The sequence below is a fragment of the Cryobacterium sp. TMS1-20-1 genome (genome assembly GCF_004402355.1).
GTDB lineage: Bacteria > Actinomycetota > Actinomycetes > Actinomycetales > Microbacteriaceae > Cryobacterium > Cryobacterium levicorallinum.
In genome coordinates this window covers 24,667-40,317 of record NZ_SOGF01000024.1, presented here as the reverse complement: position 1 = coordinate 40,317, position 15,651 = coordinate 24,667, and the positions used below count along the sequence as shown (strand labels likewise).

Annotated in this window: 11 protein-coding genes; 9 read left to right on the top strand and 2 right to left on the bottom strand. The window is 61.6% G+C overall.

Annotated features, from left to right (window positions below):
- From E3O45_RS05080 to E3O45_RS05070, 3 genes are all read left to right on the top strand, one after another.
- Nucleotides 1-1,572, top strand: coding sequence for a class I adenylate-forming enzyme family protein (locus E3O45_RS05080; RefSeq protein ID WP_134442240.1), 1,572 nt, complete (start codon nucleotides 1-3; stop codon nucleotides 1,570-1,572).
- Nucleotides 1,569-2,585: an NADPH:quinone oxidoreductase family protein gene (locus E3O45_RS05075; protein WP_241985230.1), complete on the top strand. Its 1,017-nt coding sequence runs from the start codon at nucleotides 1,569-1,571 to the stop codon at nucleotides 2,583-2,585. Before E3O45_RS05080 ends, E3O45_RS05075 begins: the two co-directional genes overlap by 4 nt.
- 261 nt (nucleotides 2,586-2,846) lie before the next feature.
- A complete protein-coding gene (locus E3O45_RS05070) occupies nucleotides 2,847-4,061 on the top strand; it encodes a peroxiredoxin (protein ID WP_134442238.1) in 1,215 nt (404 codons plus the stop codon).
- A gap of 401 nt (nucleotides 4,062-4,462) precedes the next feature.
- Here the strand turns inward: E3O45_RS05070 and E3O45_RS05065 are convergent, their stop codons facing one another.
- Nucleotides 4,463-5,644: an acetyl-CoA C-acyltransferase gene (locus E3O45_RS05065; protein ID WP_134442236.1), complete on the bottom strand. Its 1,182-nt coding sequence runs from the start codon at nucleotides 5,642-5,644 to the stop codon at nucleotides 4,463-4,465.
- Nucleotides 5,645-6,053: 409 nt separating this feature from the next.
- On the opposite strand from E3O45_RS05065, the gene E3O45_RS05060 reads away from it, so the two are divergent.
- From E3O45_RS05060 to E3O45_RS05040, 5 genes are all read left to right on the top strand, one after another.
- Nucleotides 6,054-7,070 carry an ABC transporter permease gene (locus tag E3O45_RS05060; protein ID WP_166789405.1) on the top strand — a complete coding sequence of 339 codons (1,017 nt, stop codon included), beginning with the start codon at nucleotides 6,054-6,056 and terminating at the stop codon, nucleotides 7,068-7,070.
- A gap of 114 nt (nucleotides 7,071-7,184) precedes the next feature.
- Nucleotides 7,185-8,264 (top strand): sugar ABC transporter substrate-binding protein, encoded by a 1,080-nt coding sequence (locus E3O45_RS05055; protein WP_134442233.1) that lies wholly within the window; start codon nucleotides 7,185-7,187, stop codon nucleotides 8,262-8,264.
- Between the two features lie 76 nt (nucleotides 8,265-8,340).
- Nucleotides 8,341-10,440 (top strand): SMP-30/gluconolactonase/LRE family protein, encoded by a 2,100-nt coding sequence (locus tag E3O45_RS05050; RefSeq protein ID WP_166789404.1) that lies wholly within the window; start codon nucleotides 8,341-8,343, stop codon nucleotides 10,438-10,440.
- A 29-nt stretch (nucleotides 10,441-10,469) separates the two neighbouring features.
- On the top strand, nucleotides 10,470-11,516 hold the full coding sequence (locus E3O45_RS05045) for a hypothetical protein (protein WP_134442230.1): 1,047 nt from the start codon (nucleotides 10,470-10,472) through the stop codon (nucleotides 11,514-11,516).
- Between the two features lie 2 nt (nucleotides 11,517-11,518).
- Nucleotides 11,519-13,075, top strand: coding sequence for a sugar ABC transporter ATP-binding protein (locus E3O45_RS05040; RefSeq protein ID WP_134442228.1), 1,557 nt, complete (start codon nucleotides 11,519-11,521; stop codon nucleotides 13,073-13,075).
- A 71-nt stretch (nucleotides 13,076-13,146) separates the two neighbouring features.
- On the opposite strand, the gene E3O45_RS05035 is transcribed toward E3O45_RS05040, so the two are convergent.
- Entirely contained in the window at nucleotides 13,147-14,529 is a 1,383-nt protein-coding gene (locus E3O45_RS05035) for a PLP-dependent aminotransferase family protein (RefSeq protein ID WP_134442226.1), read from the bottom strand.
- A gap of 151 nt (nucleotides 14,530-14,680) precedes the next feature.
- Between E3O45_RS05035 and E3O45_RS05030 the strand changes: the two genes are divergently transcribed.
- A complete protein-coding gene (locus E3O45_RS05030; RefSeq protein WP_134442224.1) occupies nucleotides 14,681-15,556 on the top strand; it encodes a nitrilase-related carbon-nitrogen hydrolase in 876 nt (291 codons plus the stop codon).
- Nucleotides 15,557-15,651 lie beyond the last annotated feature (95 nt).

The window sequence follows — 15,651 nt, the reverse complement described above, 5'->3', positions numbered from 1 at the left end:
GTGGCCGCTCGCTGGGACTCGCTGGACCTTCTCGACATCGTCGCCCGCAACGCACTCGATCCGACCAGAGTCGCCCTGTCACTCGGCGGCGACGAGCTGACCTACACGCAGCTCGTCAACCGTGCCACCACGCTGGCCCGCGCGCTCCGGGTGCGTTGCGGCCTACAGCGCGGTGATCGTGTCGCGCTTCTGTGCCGAAACCGGCTTGAGTACTTCGAGGTCGAGTTGGGTGTCACGCGCGCGGGCGGCATCCTTGTTGCGATGAGTTGGCGTTACTCGGCGGAAGAGTGTATCTCGGTGCTTCGGCGCAGCGGGGCTCGCATCGCGATCGTCGATGCCGAGTTCGAGGGAGTTCTCAACGACGCGCGGAACGCCGGAAAGCTCCCAGCTCTGCAGGTGCTGGTCGCGTTTGCGCCGGCAGCAGCCGCGGATCTCGAGTACGACGAGCTCGTTGTCGCCCCCCCTGGAGCCGGCGAGGCGATCCCACTGGCCGGGCGCACACTAGACGATCCTCACGAGATCATCTTCACCTCGGGCACCACTGGCACGCCGAAGGGCGCGGTCTGGACCAATGGCGGGGTGATCTGGAACGCCCTCCAACAGATCCTAGACTTCGGTATCGACCGGGACAGTGTGACATTCGTCGCATTTGACTTGAACTACATCGGAGGCCGCCACCAGTTCGTCTGGGGGGTCCTCCATCGCGGTGGAATCGTGCATATCAAGGAGTCTGGCGGATTTGACGCCGGGCGCGTGCTGGCCGCCATTGAACGGAACCGGGTCAGTCATATCCTGCTGGTGCCGACGATGCTGCACGATCTCCTGGCGACCCCGGAGCTATCGATGACGGACACGTCGTCGCTGCGAACGATAATGACCGGTGGGGCCGCTGTCTCGACGGAGCTGCTCGCTGCCGCCCGTGCGGCTTTGCCAGGAGTTCACATTATGCAGGTCTACGGTCTCACCGAGGGTGGCGGGACCGTCAGCTATGCTCCCGCATCGTTGCCGGATATCAAGGGCGGGTCGGCAGGTCATGCGTCGACGCACGCCAGCATCCGCATCGTGGACGATTCCGGCAGCGTGCTTGGACCGGACGCGATTGGCGAAATTCAGCTTCAGGCTCCAACCGTGTGCGCGGGGTACTGGGACGACTCGGACGCCACAAGCCAACTCTTCGACGCGGACTGGCTGCGCACCGGTGACCTCGGCCTGCTCGATGCCGAGGGCTACCTCTTCATCACTGGGCGAAAGAAGGATCTGATTATCTCGGGTGGCATGAACATTTTCCCGATCGAGATCGAGGCTGTGCTCGAACGGCATCCGCACGTTCGCGCGGCGGCTGTGTTCGGGATGCCCCACGAGCGCTGGGGGGAGTCGGTGTGCGCCGCCGTCGAACTGAAGCCCGGATATACCGTGAGCGCCAAGGAGCTAACGGCACTGTGTCGCGAGAGCCTCGCGAGTTACAAGAAGCCGACCCGCATCGAGTTCCTGACCGCATTGCCCCGCACCTCCTCTGGCAAGATCAGCAAGGGGGACCTGCCGACGATGTTCGGATCAGGGCTGCCAGCATGAACATGTTGGCGTGGACCTTTCGCGAGTTTGGTGACCCTTCGGCCGTGCTCGAACTCGCGTCGGTGCCGGTGCCACACCCCCGGCCGGGCCAGGTGCTCGTGCGAGTGGATGCAGCGGCAGTCAACTTCGCGGATGGGCTCCTGGTGCGGGGTGACTACCAGATTCGACCCCCACTTCCCGCGATCGCCGGAGTCGAACTGGCCGGGCGCGTGGTCGTGGCGGATCCAGCCGGCGGCGGCCCAGAGCGGAGAACGTTGGTGGCAGGGATGGCGAGTGGTATGACCGGAGCATTTGCAGGCTTTGCCGTGCTCGACCGGGCCGACGCCCAGACGGTGCCGGCATCCTTCGATGCCGTCTCGGCGGCATCCTTTACCGTGTCGTACCAGACGGCATGGTTCACCCTGCACCGCCGATGCGGCTTGCAAGCGGGCGAGACCGTGCTCGTTCACGCCGCCGCGGGTGGTGTCGGATCGGCCAGTGTGCAACTCGCGAAGGCGCACGGCGCGACCGTGATCGGGCTCGTCGGCAGCGCAGCCAAACGCGCGGCGGCTCTCGACCTGGGCTGCGATCAGGTACTGATACGGGGCGAGGACGACCCTGTGGCGGTCGTTAAGGAACTCACCGCTGGCCGAGGCGTCGACGTCGTAGTCGACCCGGTCGGCGGCTCGTCCCACACGATCTCGGAGCGCGTTGTCGGTTTCGAGGGGCGCATAGCGATCGTCGGCTTCGCCAGCGGCACCTTTCCTGTTGTGCGCGCCGAGCGTGCCCTCGTCAAGAACTACTCGATCATCGGGGTGCACTTCGGCCTGTACCGCACCAAACGACCAGATCTCGTCGAGCGCGGCTACCGCGAGCTTTGCGACACCGTCGAACGCTTCGGTATCGAGCCGCTCGTCTCGGCCGTGCGGCCATTCCGCGATGCACCAGCGGCGCTCGCGGATGTCGCATCCGGGACCTCGCTCGGTCGTGTCGTTCTCGAGATTTCCGAGGATGCCGCGGGTTCGGTCCGTTGACCTCGCTAACACTTCCGTCGAGGGATATTTCGGTAGTTCTTGACAGCCTCGGTGTGATCTGAATAGCCTTGCGTCTACCGAATGGTCGGTCGACTGGGCTGGCCAGATTGAAAGGATCTCGTCCATGACTTTCAGCCAACTTGTTAACACTGCACCGAGGACACCCCTATCAGCCAGATCGTCCAGAGTTGGCAGTGTTAGCCTGCCGTGGATTCAGACCGCGATTTCTCTCTCGCGCACGGGTAACGAAATAGTGTCCCGATGAGTGTGACGATTTTCTTCCAGGAGGAAGGTCAGATCCTGCAGGATGCCCGTGCGGACGGCGATCAGCTGTGGGTAAGTCCGGACGAGCTCGAAGTCGTGTCCGGTTGGATTGTCAAGCCCCAGGGTCTGTGTAAGACAGACGCTTGCGTTCCGCTCCCCGCTGATGGGTCGTGGCGCGACGCCGAGGGACGAATCAACCTCGTCGCGTTCGCTGAGCGGCTTGGGCGGTCCGTTGTTCGCGACGAAGAGCACTCTATTTGGGCCTTCGGCGAGAGCGTTGGTGCTCACCTTTCGGCCACGCTCTCCGCAGAGGCGCCAGAATTTACGCTCCCAGATTTGGAGGGAAAGATGCACTCGCTCTCGACTTACCGAGGCAAGAAGGTCTTCCTGTACTCCTGGGGCAGCTATTGCGGGTGCAGTTTTGACCTGCCCGTGTGGCAAGTGATCTATGAGGAGCTCAAGGATCAGAACTTCGAGATCATCTCGGTGGCACTGGATACGGCGGGAAGCGACGCAGTCGAAGCGAGGATTCACCCAGATCTTGCTGAGCGTCCAGAGGTCATGCAGCGGCTGAGGGGGTGGAGTGACGATGAGTGGTCACGCCAAGCTGCGCCGGCCTACCCCTGTCTGATAGATGAAGAGCACGTCATTGCCGACCTGTACGGAATGACGAACGTACCCATGGCGGTCTGGATCGACGAAGCCGGCCAAGTCGTGCGTCCAGCCGAACCTGCCGGTGTCAGTGACCACTTCCGTCGCCTGGACGCGGAAACTTTCGCGATTCCCGATGAAGATGCCACATCGCTCCAGGCTAACCGGCGCCTTTACGTCGACGCCCTCCGGGACTGGGTGCAAAAGGGTGCCAAGAGCGAGTATGTACTGTCGACTGATGAAGTCGTCGCCCGGACACGACGCCCCAGCGAGAACGACGTCCGCGCCGCCGCACATGTTCGGATCGCACGGCACCTCTACCAGGAGGGTGCCAGCGAGGCCGCAAAACAGCATCTCGAGACAGCCGCTCGTCTCTGCCCGGAGAAGGAAACCTACCGCCGTCAGAGTAGAGTGCTCGAACCGGACCTGGTTGGCTCCATCGACGTCTCCGCTCAGTATTTTGAGGCGCAGAACACACGCGACGGCAGCACATTTTACCCGACTGTCAACATGCCAGGAGTTATCGGTCCTCCGGCCTGGCTGAGCGGCGTCCAGTCGTAAGGACCCGCCAAAAGAGCGGTCGGCGTTGCGCGTTGGGTGCATTATCGTTCTGGACGGGCCTGTTCACGTAGGCCCGTCCAGCTTCTCGCCCATTACGCCGAGCGACCGCACTGGGCCGCTAGTGTCGCGTGCTCCCTCTTAATCCCTACTACGAGCCTCTTCGGGCAACGCATGCAGAATACCCTCCCGGCAAACTCACTTCGTATAAGCGGAAGATTGCCTTCCATCGCTACCCAGTCCTCGCTACAGTGCATCGCCGTCATACCGAGGCATGAACTGGTTCGTACCGGAACGTGATCGGGCGCGATGGTGTGCCCTCCAACTTAAAGTCATCCATGGTCTGACCGAGACGGGACGGGGGTGTCTCGCAGACACTCCCCGGCGTAAATCGAGCGTGATGGTCAAGGAACGCGGATGATCATTGCGTCACCTTGGCCGCCACCGCCGCACAGGGCAGCAGCACCGATGCCGCCGCCACGCCTCCGCAGCTCAAGCGCGAGCGTGAGCACCAGGCGAGCGCCACTCATTCCAACCGGATGGCCCAGGGCGATTGCGCCACCATTCGGGTTCACGCGGTCCAGGTCGAGACCTAGCTGACGACTAGACAGCAAGGCGACGCTGGCGAATGCCTCGTTGATCTCTACGACGTCAAGATCTTTGACGGTGAGCGAGCCGGAGCGACTGAGGGCATTGTCGATTGCACCAGCAGGCTGCAGCAACAGCGAGGCATCGGGGCCTGCGACGGTGCCATAACTGACAATTTCAGCCAACCATTCGAGGCCACGTCGCCGGGCTTCCTCCTTGCTCATAATGATGAGAGCCGCTGCGCCGTCCGACAATTGCGACGCAGACCCGGCAGTAATCGTTCCGTCACGCGAGAACGCCGGCCTGAGCAGTGCCAGAGTTTCCGGCGTGGTACCAGGCCGCACCCCTTCATCGGTGTCGATGACTACATCGCCCTTTCGACTGGCGACCGTCACCGGTGTTATTTCCTCGGCGAACCGGCCAGCAGCGATCGCGGCGGAAGCCTTCGAGTGTGAGGACGCTGCGAACGAGTCCTGCTCCTCACGCGTCAGGTTGAACGGTGCTTGCTGGCGCTCAGTGGCAGCGCCCATAATCTCATCTTCGAAACCACAGATGAGCGCGTCACGATCCAGCGAGTCTTCAAGGCTACTGGGCCCGTACTTGAAGCCAGTGCGGGCGCCGCGGAGGAGGTGCGGTGCATTTGACATCGATTCCATGCCGCCAGCTAAGCCCGTAGTGAAGTACCCGGCGCGAATGGCGAGGTCAACCTGTGCGATCGCTGTCATCCCCGAGAGACACTGCTTGTTTATGGTGGTAGCCGAAACTGACATGGGAACCCCGCCATTGTGTGCTGCCAGCCGGGCCGGGTTGGGGCCAACGCCTGCCTGCACGACATTGCCGAAGATTGTCGCGTCGAGTGAGTCAGCAGCGACCCCCGCGCGTTCTAGCGCGGCCTGCACCGCCATTCCGCCAAGCTGAGCGGCGGTGAGGGATGCTAGCGAACCGAGTAGCTTGCCAATTGGCGTTCGTGCGCCATTTACGATCACAGAGGTGGTCACTTCTATGTACTCCCGCCGATTGATCCGGAACCTGTTCGTCCGAATATACGTTTACGTCCTTGTAAATGCTTTGTATTCCAAAAATTGTAGCTACGCGGCCTGAGCTTTCTAGTTCTCCCGAGTTGTTGTTTTCGGAGGGTGACGCATTGAACTGACAGGTCTTCGGTAAAGAACGTTGACGATTCGTTGACATTGCCATCGACGCTACGTAATCTTAGACCGTCCGGTCGGTCGAATGACAGTGAGGTCATCATCCAATGGTTTTAAGCAACCAATTTGCGGCCCCCTTTCGGGGGGCAATTTGCCGTGGAGGGAAATTTGGCGCGGGTCAACTGAGAAGGTTCCATGCCTGCCATTCTCAAGCGGTCGCCGCCGTGTTCGGTGCCACCGATTTTCTCGTTGGTGCACGATGAGTATCCTGCTCGAACGGCGCCGTACCCGAACTTCGTTGCGCTCTCGCCTTGAGGCATTGGATCAGGGCACGCTAGTCCTCGGGTTGATTGTCGCCATGTTGATCCTCGGCGGGCTCACCACCCAGGGCTTCCTGACCACGGGAAATCTTTCAGTCGTGCTTCGATTTTCGGCGGCGATCGGAGTCGTCGCCATTGCTCAGGCATTCGTCGTGCTTGGTCGTGGGGTCGACCTCTCGGTAGGTGCGATGGCTCTCGTGGCCGGCCAGGTCACCCTGGAGTTGATGTCTAGAGGGTGGCCGGAACTTGCTGCGATAGGTGCGACCGTGGGGGTGGCCCTGATCCTCGGTCTCGTGAATGGCTTTCTTGTCGCTGTTGTCGGCGTGCCTGCATTGTTGGCAACCTTGGGCACAGGGCAGCTCCTGCTCGGCGGAATCAAGGTAGGCCTCCTTCAAACCAATCTCTACTCCGTTTCGCCCGACGCGCTACTGCGGCGGCTGGGTATGGGGAACATCTTGGGAATCCCCACGGCAGTATTCTGGCTGCTCGTCGTCATCGCGCTGAGCTGGTTCTGCTGGACCTATACATCGTTTGGCCGGTTGCTCCGGGCAATAGGAGATAACCCGGACACCGCCTGGCAGATGGGAGGGCCGGTGCGCCGAGTACAGATCGGCAGCTATTTGATTGCCGCGCTGCTTTCCGCTTTCGCCGGGTACTTGATCATGGCCCGTGAGGGAAGCGTGACCACTACCGGAACGGCATTCAGCCCTCTGCTCTTTGCAGCGCTAACCGCGGTAGTGATCGGTGGAGTCTCGCTGTCCGGCGGTCGCGGAAGCGTGTTAGGGATTGTCGCAGGAACGATCTTCATCAGCCTGATCGTGAACCTGTTGACCCTCAATAGCCTTAGCCCTGCCTTACAGGACCTCGCCAACGCCCTCACTTTGGTGGTCGCCATTGTGCTCGATGCGTGGCTCCATCCTCGTGACGAAGAGACCGCCAAAAGCGGTGACCTTTGATCAAGTAGATTGCCCGTTTGCTCAAAAAGCCCTGCGGCAGTTTTCAGATGTCGTGTACGGGTGCAGGCTCAATTTTCCACCCATCAATCATCAATTGAAAAGTAAGGAAGACACATGAAACTAAAGACAGTAGCCATGATTGCATTCTTGGCTGTCGTCCTCACCGGTTGCACGAGTGGGCGGCCAGATGCTGCCTCTGTCGATACGGCCGATGCGGGATCGATCAGTTTGACCGGCGGCGTTCCCGAAGTCGTTCAGCCGCTCGAGGTCCGCCAGCTCGTGCACGACACGATGAAAGACAAGCGCGTAGCCTTTATCCCTTTGCTCTATAAGGGGTTCAAAATAACCACAGAGTGGGGCATCCAGATGCAGCGCGGGTTCGAATCTCTGGGTTCGACGTTCACCGTGTATGACTCCAACTTTGACACTGACCAGATGGTGCGGATCATTGACGATCTCATCAAGTCGGACAAAGCCGACGTGCTGATCCTTCACAACCCTGACCTCAATGTGCTTACGCAGCAGATCAAGGAGGCTCAGGCTGCCGGAATCTACGTGGTGGTGCTCAACATGACCTCCAACCAGTCTGGGGACGTCTTCATCGGTGCCGACCTCGTCAGCATGGCAGAGGAAATCACGAATAAGGCAGCCGAAGACTGCAAGGCCGAGGGTAAGAATCAGATCGCCCTCATCAACGGGCCGGCGACGGACCCCTGGAACGTTCTCTATGAAGAGGGTGTCAAGACCGCTGCACAGGAGCAGGGACTCGAGATCGTCGATACGACGGACTCAAAGTGGCAGGCAGATCTCGCCAGCCAGCAGGCTGCGACGATGATCGAGCGGCACAGTGCTGGCCTCTGTGCACTGATGGTCCCCTGGGATGTCATCGCGCTGCCGGCCGGCAACGCGGTGAAAACCGCCGAGAGTGAAGGCCGGGTCGCAGAAGGCCAGGTTGGCGTCTACGCCATTGACTCATCGTCGGATGGTTGCGGAGGAATCTCGGACGGCTTGATCCGCGCCTCCATCGCCTACGACCAGTCAGGCATTGGCACCGGCGCCCTCCTTGCAGTGCAGCAACTGTTCGAATTGGGCAATGCACCGGGATCTCAGAGAAGTGTGGCTTACGTGCCTCACGTTCTCATCGAGAAGGCAAACATGGGTCAGGTTACATTCGCCTGCTACTTCGGGTCCTGATCTGATGGCGATCACGCCCCGGCGATCCCGCCCAATTGACGCATTCCCACTCACAGGCCAGGGGTGGCTAGGAAGGATGGCTCCGTCACGGGCGATCTCCGACCTCTTCGGAAAGTCCTGGATGGAGGCTGCGGTCCCACTGTTCCTGGCCTTGATTCTGAGCGTGGCAATTGTGGTTATGGTTCCTCTCGGCATCAACGACGCGGGGTCGATCATGGAAGAGGTGGCCACAAAGGGCCTCCTTGCGATCGGTCTCACGATTGTTCTGGTGTCCGGAGGTATCGACCTCTCCATTGGATCGATCCTCGGCGTGACCGCCCTCAGTACGCTCATCCTGGATCGTGTCTACAACGTTCCGATGCTTTTGGTCGTGGTGCTGGCACCGCTCATCGGTGCCGCCTTCGGTGCAATAAACGGCTTCCTGATCGCCAAGATCAAGACCCGGCCGTTCATCACAACTCTGGTGACTCTCATCGCTTTTCGCGGAGTGGCGAAATGGCTGGAGGACACGTACTCCTCCAGCTTGGTCGCTCCATCCACGAGTGACGTTTGGTACTTTCTCGGCCAAGGCACCCTTCTGGGACTGCCAACGGCCACGACCCTTTTCATCATCATTCTCCTCGTCGCGCATCTCTCGCTCACCAGATCACGGTGGGGCTGGCATGTGACGTCGGTCGGCTCCGATCGGCGTTCGGCGCGGCGAAACGGAATCAATGTCGAACGCTCCGTGTTCAGCGCCTACGTACTCTCGGGAGCGCTTGCCGGATTTGCCGGCTTGCTCGCCTCTGCGCGATTCGGCCGCGCTGACTCCGGAGTCGGCCTGGGTTTCGAAATCATCGTGCTGACGGCCGTGGTCTTGGGTGGCGTGAGCCTCAGTGGGGGGCGAGGATCCGTCATCCGCGCGGTAGTGGGAATGTTCGTCGTGACGATCATTCAGCAGGCGACAATCGTGCTGCGCCTGGACAACGGCTACTTCGCGACCCTCCTGGCCATCGTTCTTCTGTTCTTTGCCGTCCTGGATCTCAAATGGGGAACCTATCGGGAGCGCTTCGCGGCGAAGTTGTCGCTCGACCCGGGGAAGACCGCCGTCGGGCCGCTGATCGATGTGACAGTTCCCAACACGCTGTGGACGGTCAACGGGCGTTTGACGGATGCCCCGCCGATTGGGCTTGGACTCATCGAGGGAGCGGAGGACTGCGCCATTGATGAGGACGGCCACCTGTATTGCGGTGACCGACGTGGTTGGATTTGGCGCTTCGAGGGCCCCGACCATGCGCAAGGGAAAGTCTTTGCACGAACGGGCGGGCTGCCACTCGGCCACGCCTGGGACCTCAACGGCAATCTTCTGGTCGCGGTGGGAGGGATGGGAGTGCAGCGCATTCTGGCGGATGGCACCACCGAGCTTGTCGCGAACCAGGTCAAGCGCAGCCGATTCAAGCTGCACGACGACTCGGCGCTGCGATTTGCCGATGACCTCGATGTCGCACCCGATGGATCTATCTACGTGTCGGAGCTCTCTGCTCGGACCAGCGCAGCGGAGTACATGCTCGAGTTCGTTGAGTGTCGGCCCAATGGTCGTCTGATCCGAATTGACCCCGATGGCAGCACCGAGGTCGTCATCAAGAACTATGTCTCGCCCAACGGCGTCTGCACGAGCCATGACGGTCAGTCGATACTCGTCGCCAGTACAGGACTCTTCAGGGTGGACCGACTGTGGATTTCAGGGCCGAAAAAGGGCCAGTTGGAACCGGTGCTCCAGGATTTGCCCGGCTACCCCGACAACATGAACCGTGCTTCAGACGGCAACTACTGGATGTCTTTCGTCGCGATGCGCACCCCGGTTTCGGATCTTCTCATGAAGTACCCTGCCATGCGTCGGCGCATGACCAAAGAACTGCCGGTCGACGAGTGGTTCGTGCCTCAGCTGAACGTGTCCTGCGTGCTGAAGTTCACCGACAGCGGCGAGGTGCTCAAGGTCTTGTGGGACGAATCGCTGGAGAACTATCCGATGGTGACGTCGATCAACGAACATGAAGGGTCCCTCTACCTCAGTGGCGTTCAGAACAACCGCATCGGTCGTCTGAAATTGGATTCCGAAGATTTGGGAAGTATCGACACCAGACGGGTTCCGACTACCCAACAGACTAGAACGTCCTTCTCGGAGGCCCTGAAGTGAACCGCATATTCAGCAATATCCTGGAATTCGTGAACCCGGCCGCAGTGGTGCGCTCCTCCGTTCCTCCCATGGACGGCGGACTGCGCGCCAATGATCTCCTCGACGATGCGATCCCGCTGCTCCTCGTGGAAGGTTTTGCGCCCGATGACGTCGTGGTGCTCGCCGACGGTCAGGTCTATTTCTCTTCGGGGACTAGCCTTTGGCGGCTTGAGGGGAAATCTGCGAGCCGGCTGGCGGATCTTGGCGGGCAGGTGAGTTCGCTGGCTCGGATGGACGACGTCATTATTGCCGCCGTCGATGGTCGCGGACTGGTCGAGATCGACGCTCACGGCACGGTGCTCGAGTATTGCAGTGACGAACTCGTCCGGGAGTGTGTCACCGATCTTGCAGTTCGAGTCCCTGGACAAATCATCGCAAGCGTCGGTTCCAGAAAGCACAGTGCGTCCGGCTGGGCGCGCTCGCTGCTCGAGGGCGATCGTTCGGGCGCCATCGTTGAAGTGCTGTCGCGATCGGCGCGCTCGATAGCCGAGGGTCTCGCCTGGCCCTCTGGGCTCGCGTTTGACGACGACGGTGCTCTGCTCGTTTCGCTGTCGTTCACCTACCGGATCGAGAGGCGCAACCTCTCCAACCCGCAGGCCCAGCCAGCCGTGGTCCTGCGCAATCTACCGTTCTACCCCGGGCGAATCCGAGCGGGTCGAGAGGGGTGGTGGGTGTCTGTGCCATTCGTCAGGAATCGGGCCACAGAACTGATTCTTGATGAGCCGGGCCTGTGCCAGGACCTGATCTCCGAAGTCGCGGAGGGTGAATGGCCGGTTCCCCGGTTACGTCAGGAGAATCTCTACCGGGAGCCCATGCAGCTGGGACAGCTGCGGGTACTCGGAGTTCTCAAGCCGTGGGCACCAGCTCGCAGCTACGGGCTGGTGTTCCTACTCGGGCGCGACGGGCGCGTGCAGCGCAGCTTTCACTCCAGAGTCGGTGGGACGAGACACGGGGTCACCGGGATCGTCGAGGACGGCGACCGCCTGATCGTTGCCGCTCGCGGCGCAGGAAATCTATTGGAACTGGGAGAGTTGTAATCATGGTACGTCTTGATCCGCCTACGCTCCTGCCCGGTACGGACCCCGCTGCAGCGGATTATCCGGCTGCAACGGTGCCGGTGCTCCAACTCACCGGGATCAGCAAAATCTACGGCCAGGATTATGCCGTTCGTGAGGTAGATTTCGAGGTTCGGGCTGGAGAGGTCCATGCGCTCCTCGGCGAGAATGGCGCGGGCAAATCCACGCTGGCCAAGATCATCGCCGGCGTCACGAAGCACGATCAGGGGACTCTTCTCTTCGACGGGGTCTCGCGAACATACTCGGCGCCAGTGGAGGCATCCGCTGCCGGTGTGACGATGGTCTACCAGGAGACGTCCCTTGTGGAGACGATGACGGTCGCGCAGAACCTGTTCCTCGGAAACGAAAAGTTGTTCAACCGGATGTCACCGCTGAATATCGCTGCGCGCGGCCTGCTGGTGGCGCACAACTTTCATATCAGGCCAGAGGCCGTCGTCGCGTCGCTGGGCGCAGCCCAGAAGCAGATGGTCGAGATAGCCCGCGGAATCCACCGCCAGGCGAAACTTCTTATTCTGGATGAGCCGACGGCATCCGTGACGCCGGAAGAGAAAGTTCAGCTCTTTCTCTCCATGGAGCAGGCGAAGCAGCGCGGTGTGGCCATCATTTTCATCACCCACAACCTCGAGGAGGCACTGGCTGTCTCTGACCGGGTGACGGTTCTTCGAGACGGAGTTGTTCAGGCGACTCGTCCGACCGCAGAACTCGATCGTGAATCAATTGTTCGGATGATGGTGGGTCGAGACGTGGAGTACATGCGTCACCCTGCAGGCCGCGAAGCGGAACCGATCCCGTCCCTGGAAGTTGACAACGTCACCCTCCTGCCCATGGTACGGAACATGTCGTTTTCGGTCTACGCAGGTCAGATTCTTGGTATCGCCGGGCTGGTCGGGGCCGGGCGCAGTGAGGTCGCAATGATCGTCGCGGGAATCAGCAAACGTCGTCGTCTCGGCGGGGGGCAGATCAGGCTCGACGGCAGGCCCGTCCGATATCGAACGCCTCGGCAGGCACGTCGGGATGGCATCGTGTACATTACCGAGGATCGGAAGGCTTCGGGATTCTTCAGCCAAATGTCGATCGTAGAAAACATTCACCTCGGGCACATCAGCGCGCAAGGTCGTTTGCCACTGCTGGCAACGCCGCGTGAGCGTAAAACGGTGGGGGAGCGCTTCGTAGAGCGCTTCGCCATCCGAACGCTCAATCCGGCCAGGGCGAAGCTGGTCGAGCTCAGCGGTGGTAACCAACAAAAGGTCGTTCTCGCCAAAGGCCTGACAATTCGGCCGAAAGTGGTAATTATCGACGAGCCCACTCGCGGGGTCGACGTGGGGGCAATTGCGGAGATCCACGCAATTATCCGGGGTCTTGCCGATGATGGAGTGGCCGTCGTCGTTATTTCGTCCTACCTCCCGGAGATCCTTGCCCTGTCAGACCGGGTGCTCGTTGCCAGGAACGGGAGCATTGTCGCAGAGTTTGACGCGGACGATGCCGACGAGGAAAACATTATGTTTGCCGCCGTCCACTAGCTTGGCCAGCGCCGCTTTCTCGGATCGAGCCCGCTCGTTTCGTCCACGCCCAGACGAGCGGTTTTCGGGCGCTACGACCAGCGTTCGCCCACCGAGTGCACGACGATATCAGACGGATGCGCCGCCGCGGCCAGGGCCTCGGCCACCGGCCGAATATCGTCGGGCAGGGCCCCGGCGGTCACGCGAATGAACGCGGGTCCGCCGGTGCTGGAAAGGTACGGGGTTGCGAGAAACGGCGAGCCGCCGGCCACCCGAATGCCGGAGGCGGCCAGGCGCACCATGGCGTCCCGTTCGTTTTGCACCGGCAGCCAGGTGTTGATACCGTCGGCCTGCATCACGTCGAGGCCGAATTCGCCCAGGGCATCGGCGAGGGCACGCTGCCGGGCGAAGTAGATGCGCCGGGCCTCGCTGATCTGCGCCATACTCTCGCCGTTGGTGAGCAGGTCGTGCAAAATTGTCTGCAGCATGCGGCTGGTCCACCCCGGGCCGAGCATCCTGCGGGACACGATCGGGTCGATCAATGCGGCCGGACCGCCGAGGGCGGCCATGCGGAGGTCGGGGCCGTGCGACTTCGAAAAGCTGCGCACGTGCAGGGTTCGTTCGGGCAGCCAGACGCCGAGACTCACGTCGGGGGCGATGCTGATCTCGGCAGAGTGGTCGTCTTCGATCACGATGGTGTCGGCGCTGGCCGCCGTTGTGCGCAGCAGGTGGGCGAGTTCCTCGGCCCGCTGCACGGTCATCGACGCGCCGGTGGGATTGTGCGCGCGCGGCTGCAGGAGCACGACGGCCGGACCGAGCTTGAGGGCTTCGGCGAAGTCGGCCGGAATGATGCCGTGCTCGTCGACGGCCACCGGCAGCCGTTCCAGGCCGAGCTGGTCGAGCAGGTCGAAGAACGGCGGGAACGATGGGTTCTCCACGATTACCCGGTCGCCGAAGCGAGCGACCGCATCGAGGCTGCGCGAGATGGCGTCGAGGGCACCGTCGACGATGGTGATCGTCTCCACCGGGTACGGCCACGAAGTCCGCAGTACCTCGAGCAGCTCCGGAATAATGGGCAGATCCTGATAGCTCGGCGTTTCCGCGCGCTGCGCTACCCGGGAGAGCGCCGGCCCCAGCGCGGGCAACAACCGCGGGTCTGGCGTGCCGCGGGAGAGGTCGAGGCGTGCCGGACCGACCGCGCCGATCATGGACTGGCTGCGGGCCGGCAACCACCTGGGCGCGGCATCCTGAACAAAGGTGCCGCCGCGACCACGCGACACGATCAGGCCGACCGCGGAGAGCGCCTGCCAAGCGTGGCTGACGGTCGCGGGGCTCACGCCGAGCTCGCCGGCCAGCAGTCGCACGGTGGGCAGGCGGTCGCCCGGTGCGAGGCGACCGGAGGCGATCAGCCGCCCGATGGCCGCGGCGATCCCCGAGGGGGTGCGCTGCTCAATTTCGTCGATAAAGTTCTGCATTGCCCTTGCCCCTGGGTGCGTTGGCCGACAGGATGATTAATGCGTGCGATACACAGAGAAACACATTTGAAATGTTTACGTCAAATAATAACAATACGAACAGCGCGGTTCGTTACGGTCATTGGCTAACGAAGCAAGTGGAAGGCACAGCATGAGTAACGGCACCACCTCCGACACCAGAAACATCGTTCGAACGGCGATCACTCAGGCCACCTGGACCGGTGATGAAGAATCCATGATTCAGAAGCACGAGGGATTCGTGCGCACCGCGGCCGCCCAGGGCGTTCAGGTGATCTGCTTTCAGGAACTGTTTCACGGCCCCTACTTCGGCATCGTGCAGGACGCCAAATACTACGACTACGCTCAGCCCGTTCCCGGCCCCATCGTCGAGCGGTTTCAAAAGCTTGCGAGCGAGTACAACATGGTCATCGTCGTTCCGATGTACGAAGAAGAACAGCCCGGCGTGCTCTACAACACCGCCGCGGTCATCGATGCCGACGGAACCTATCTCGGCAAGTACCGCAAGCACCACATTCCGCACCTGCCCCAGTTCTGGGAAAAATTCTACTTTCGCCCCGGCAACACCGACTACCCGGTTTTCGACACCAAGTACGGCAAGATCGGCGTCTATATTTGCTACGACCGCCACTTTCCGGAGGGCTGGCGCGCGCTCGGCCTGAACGGCGCCGAGATCGTGTTCAATCCCTCGGCCACCAAGCCGGGGCTGTCCAACCGGCTGTGGGAGCTCGAGCAGCCGGCCGCCGCGGTCGCCAACCAGTACTACGTCGGCGCGAACAACCGCATCGGCAACGAAGAGGCCGAGTTTGGCGACGAGGCCGTGACGTTTTACGGCAGCTCGTACTTCGTTGATCCCAAGGGCAACTACGTGGGCGAGCGGGCCTCGACCGACACCGAGGAGATCGTCGTGCGTGACCTCGACCTCGGCGTCATTCGCGAGGTGCGCCGCGACTGGCAGTTCTACCGCGACCGTCGCCCCGACTCCTACGAGCCCCTCGTCGCCCCTTAAAGCGCACGGCGCAGTTAAATCAGCACTGCGGATTCTGTCGACCGACCCGGTCGGCAGAATCCGCTATCCCTGACACTTTTGAGCGAAGAGGATGC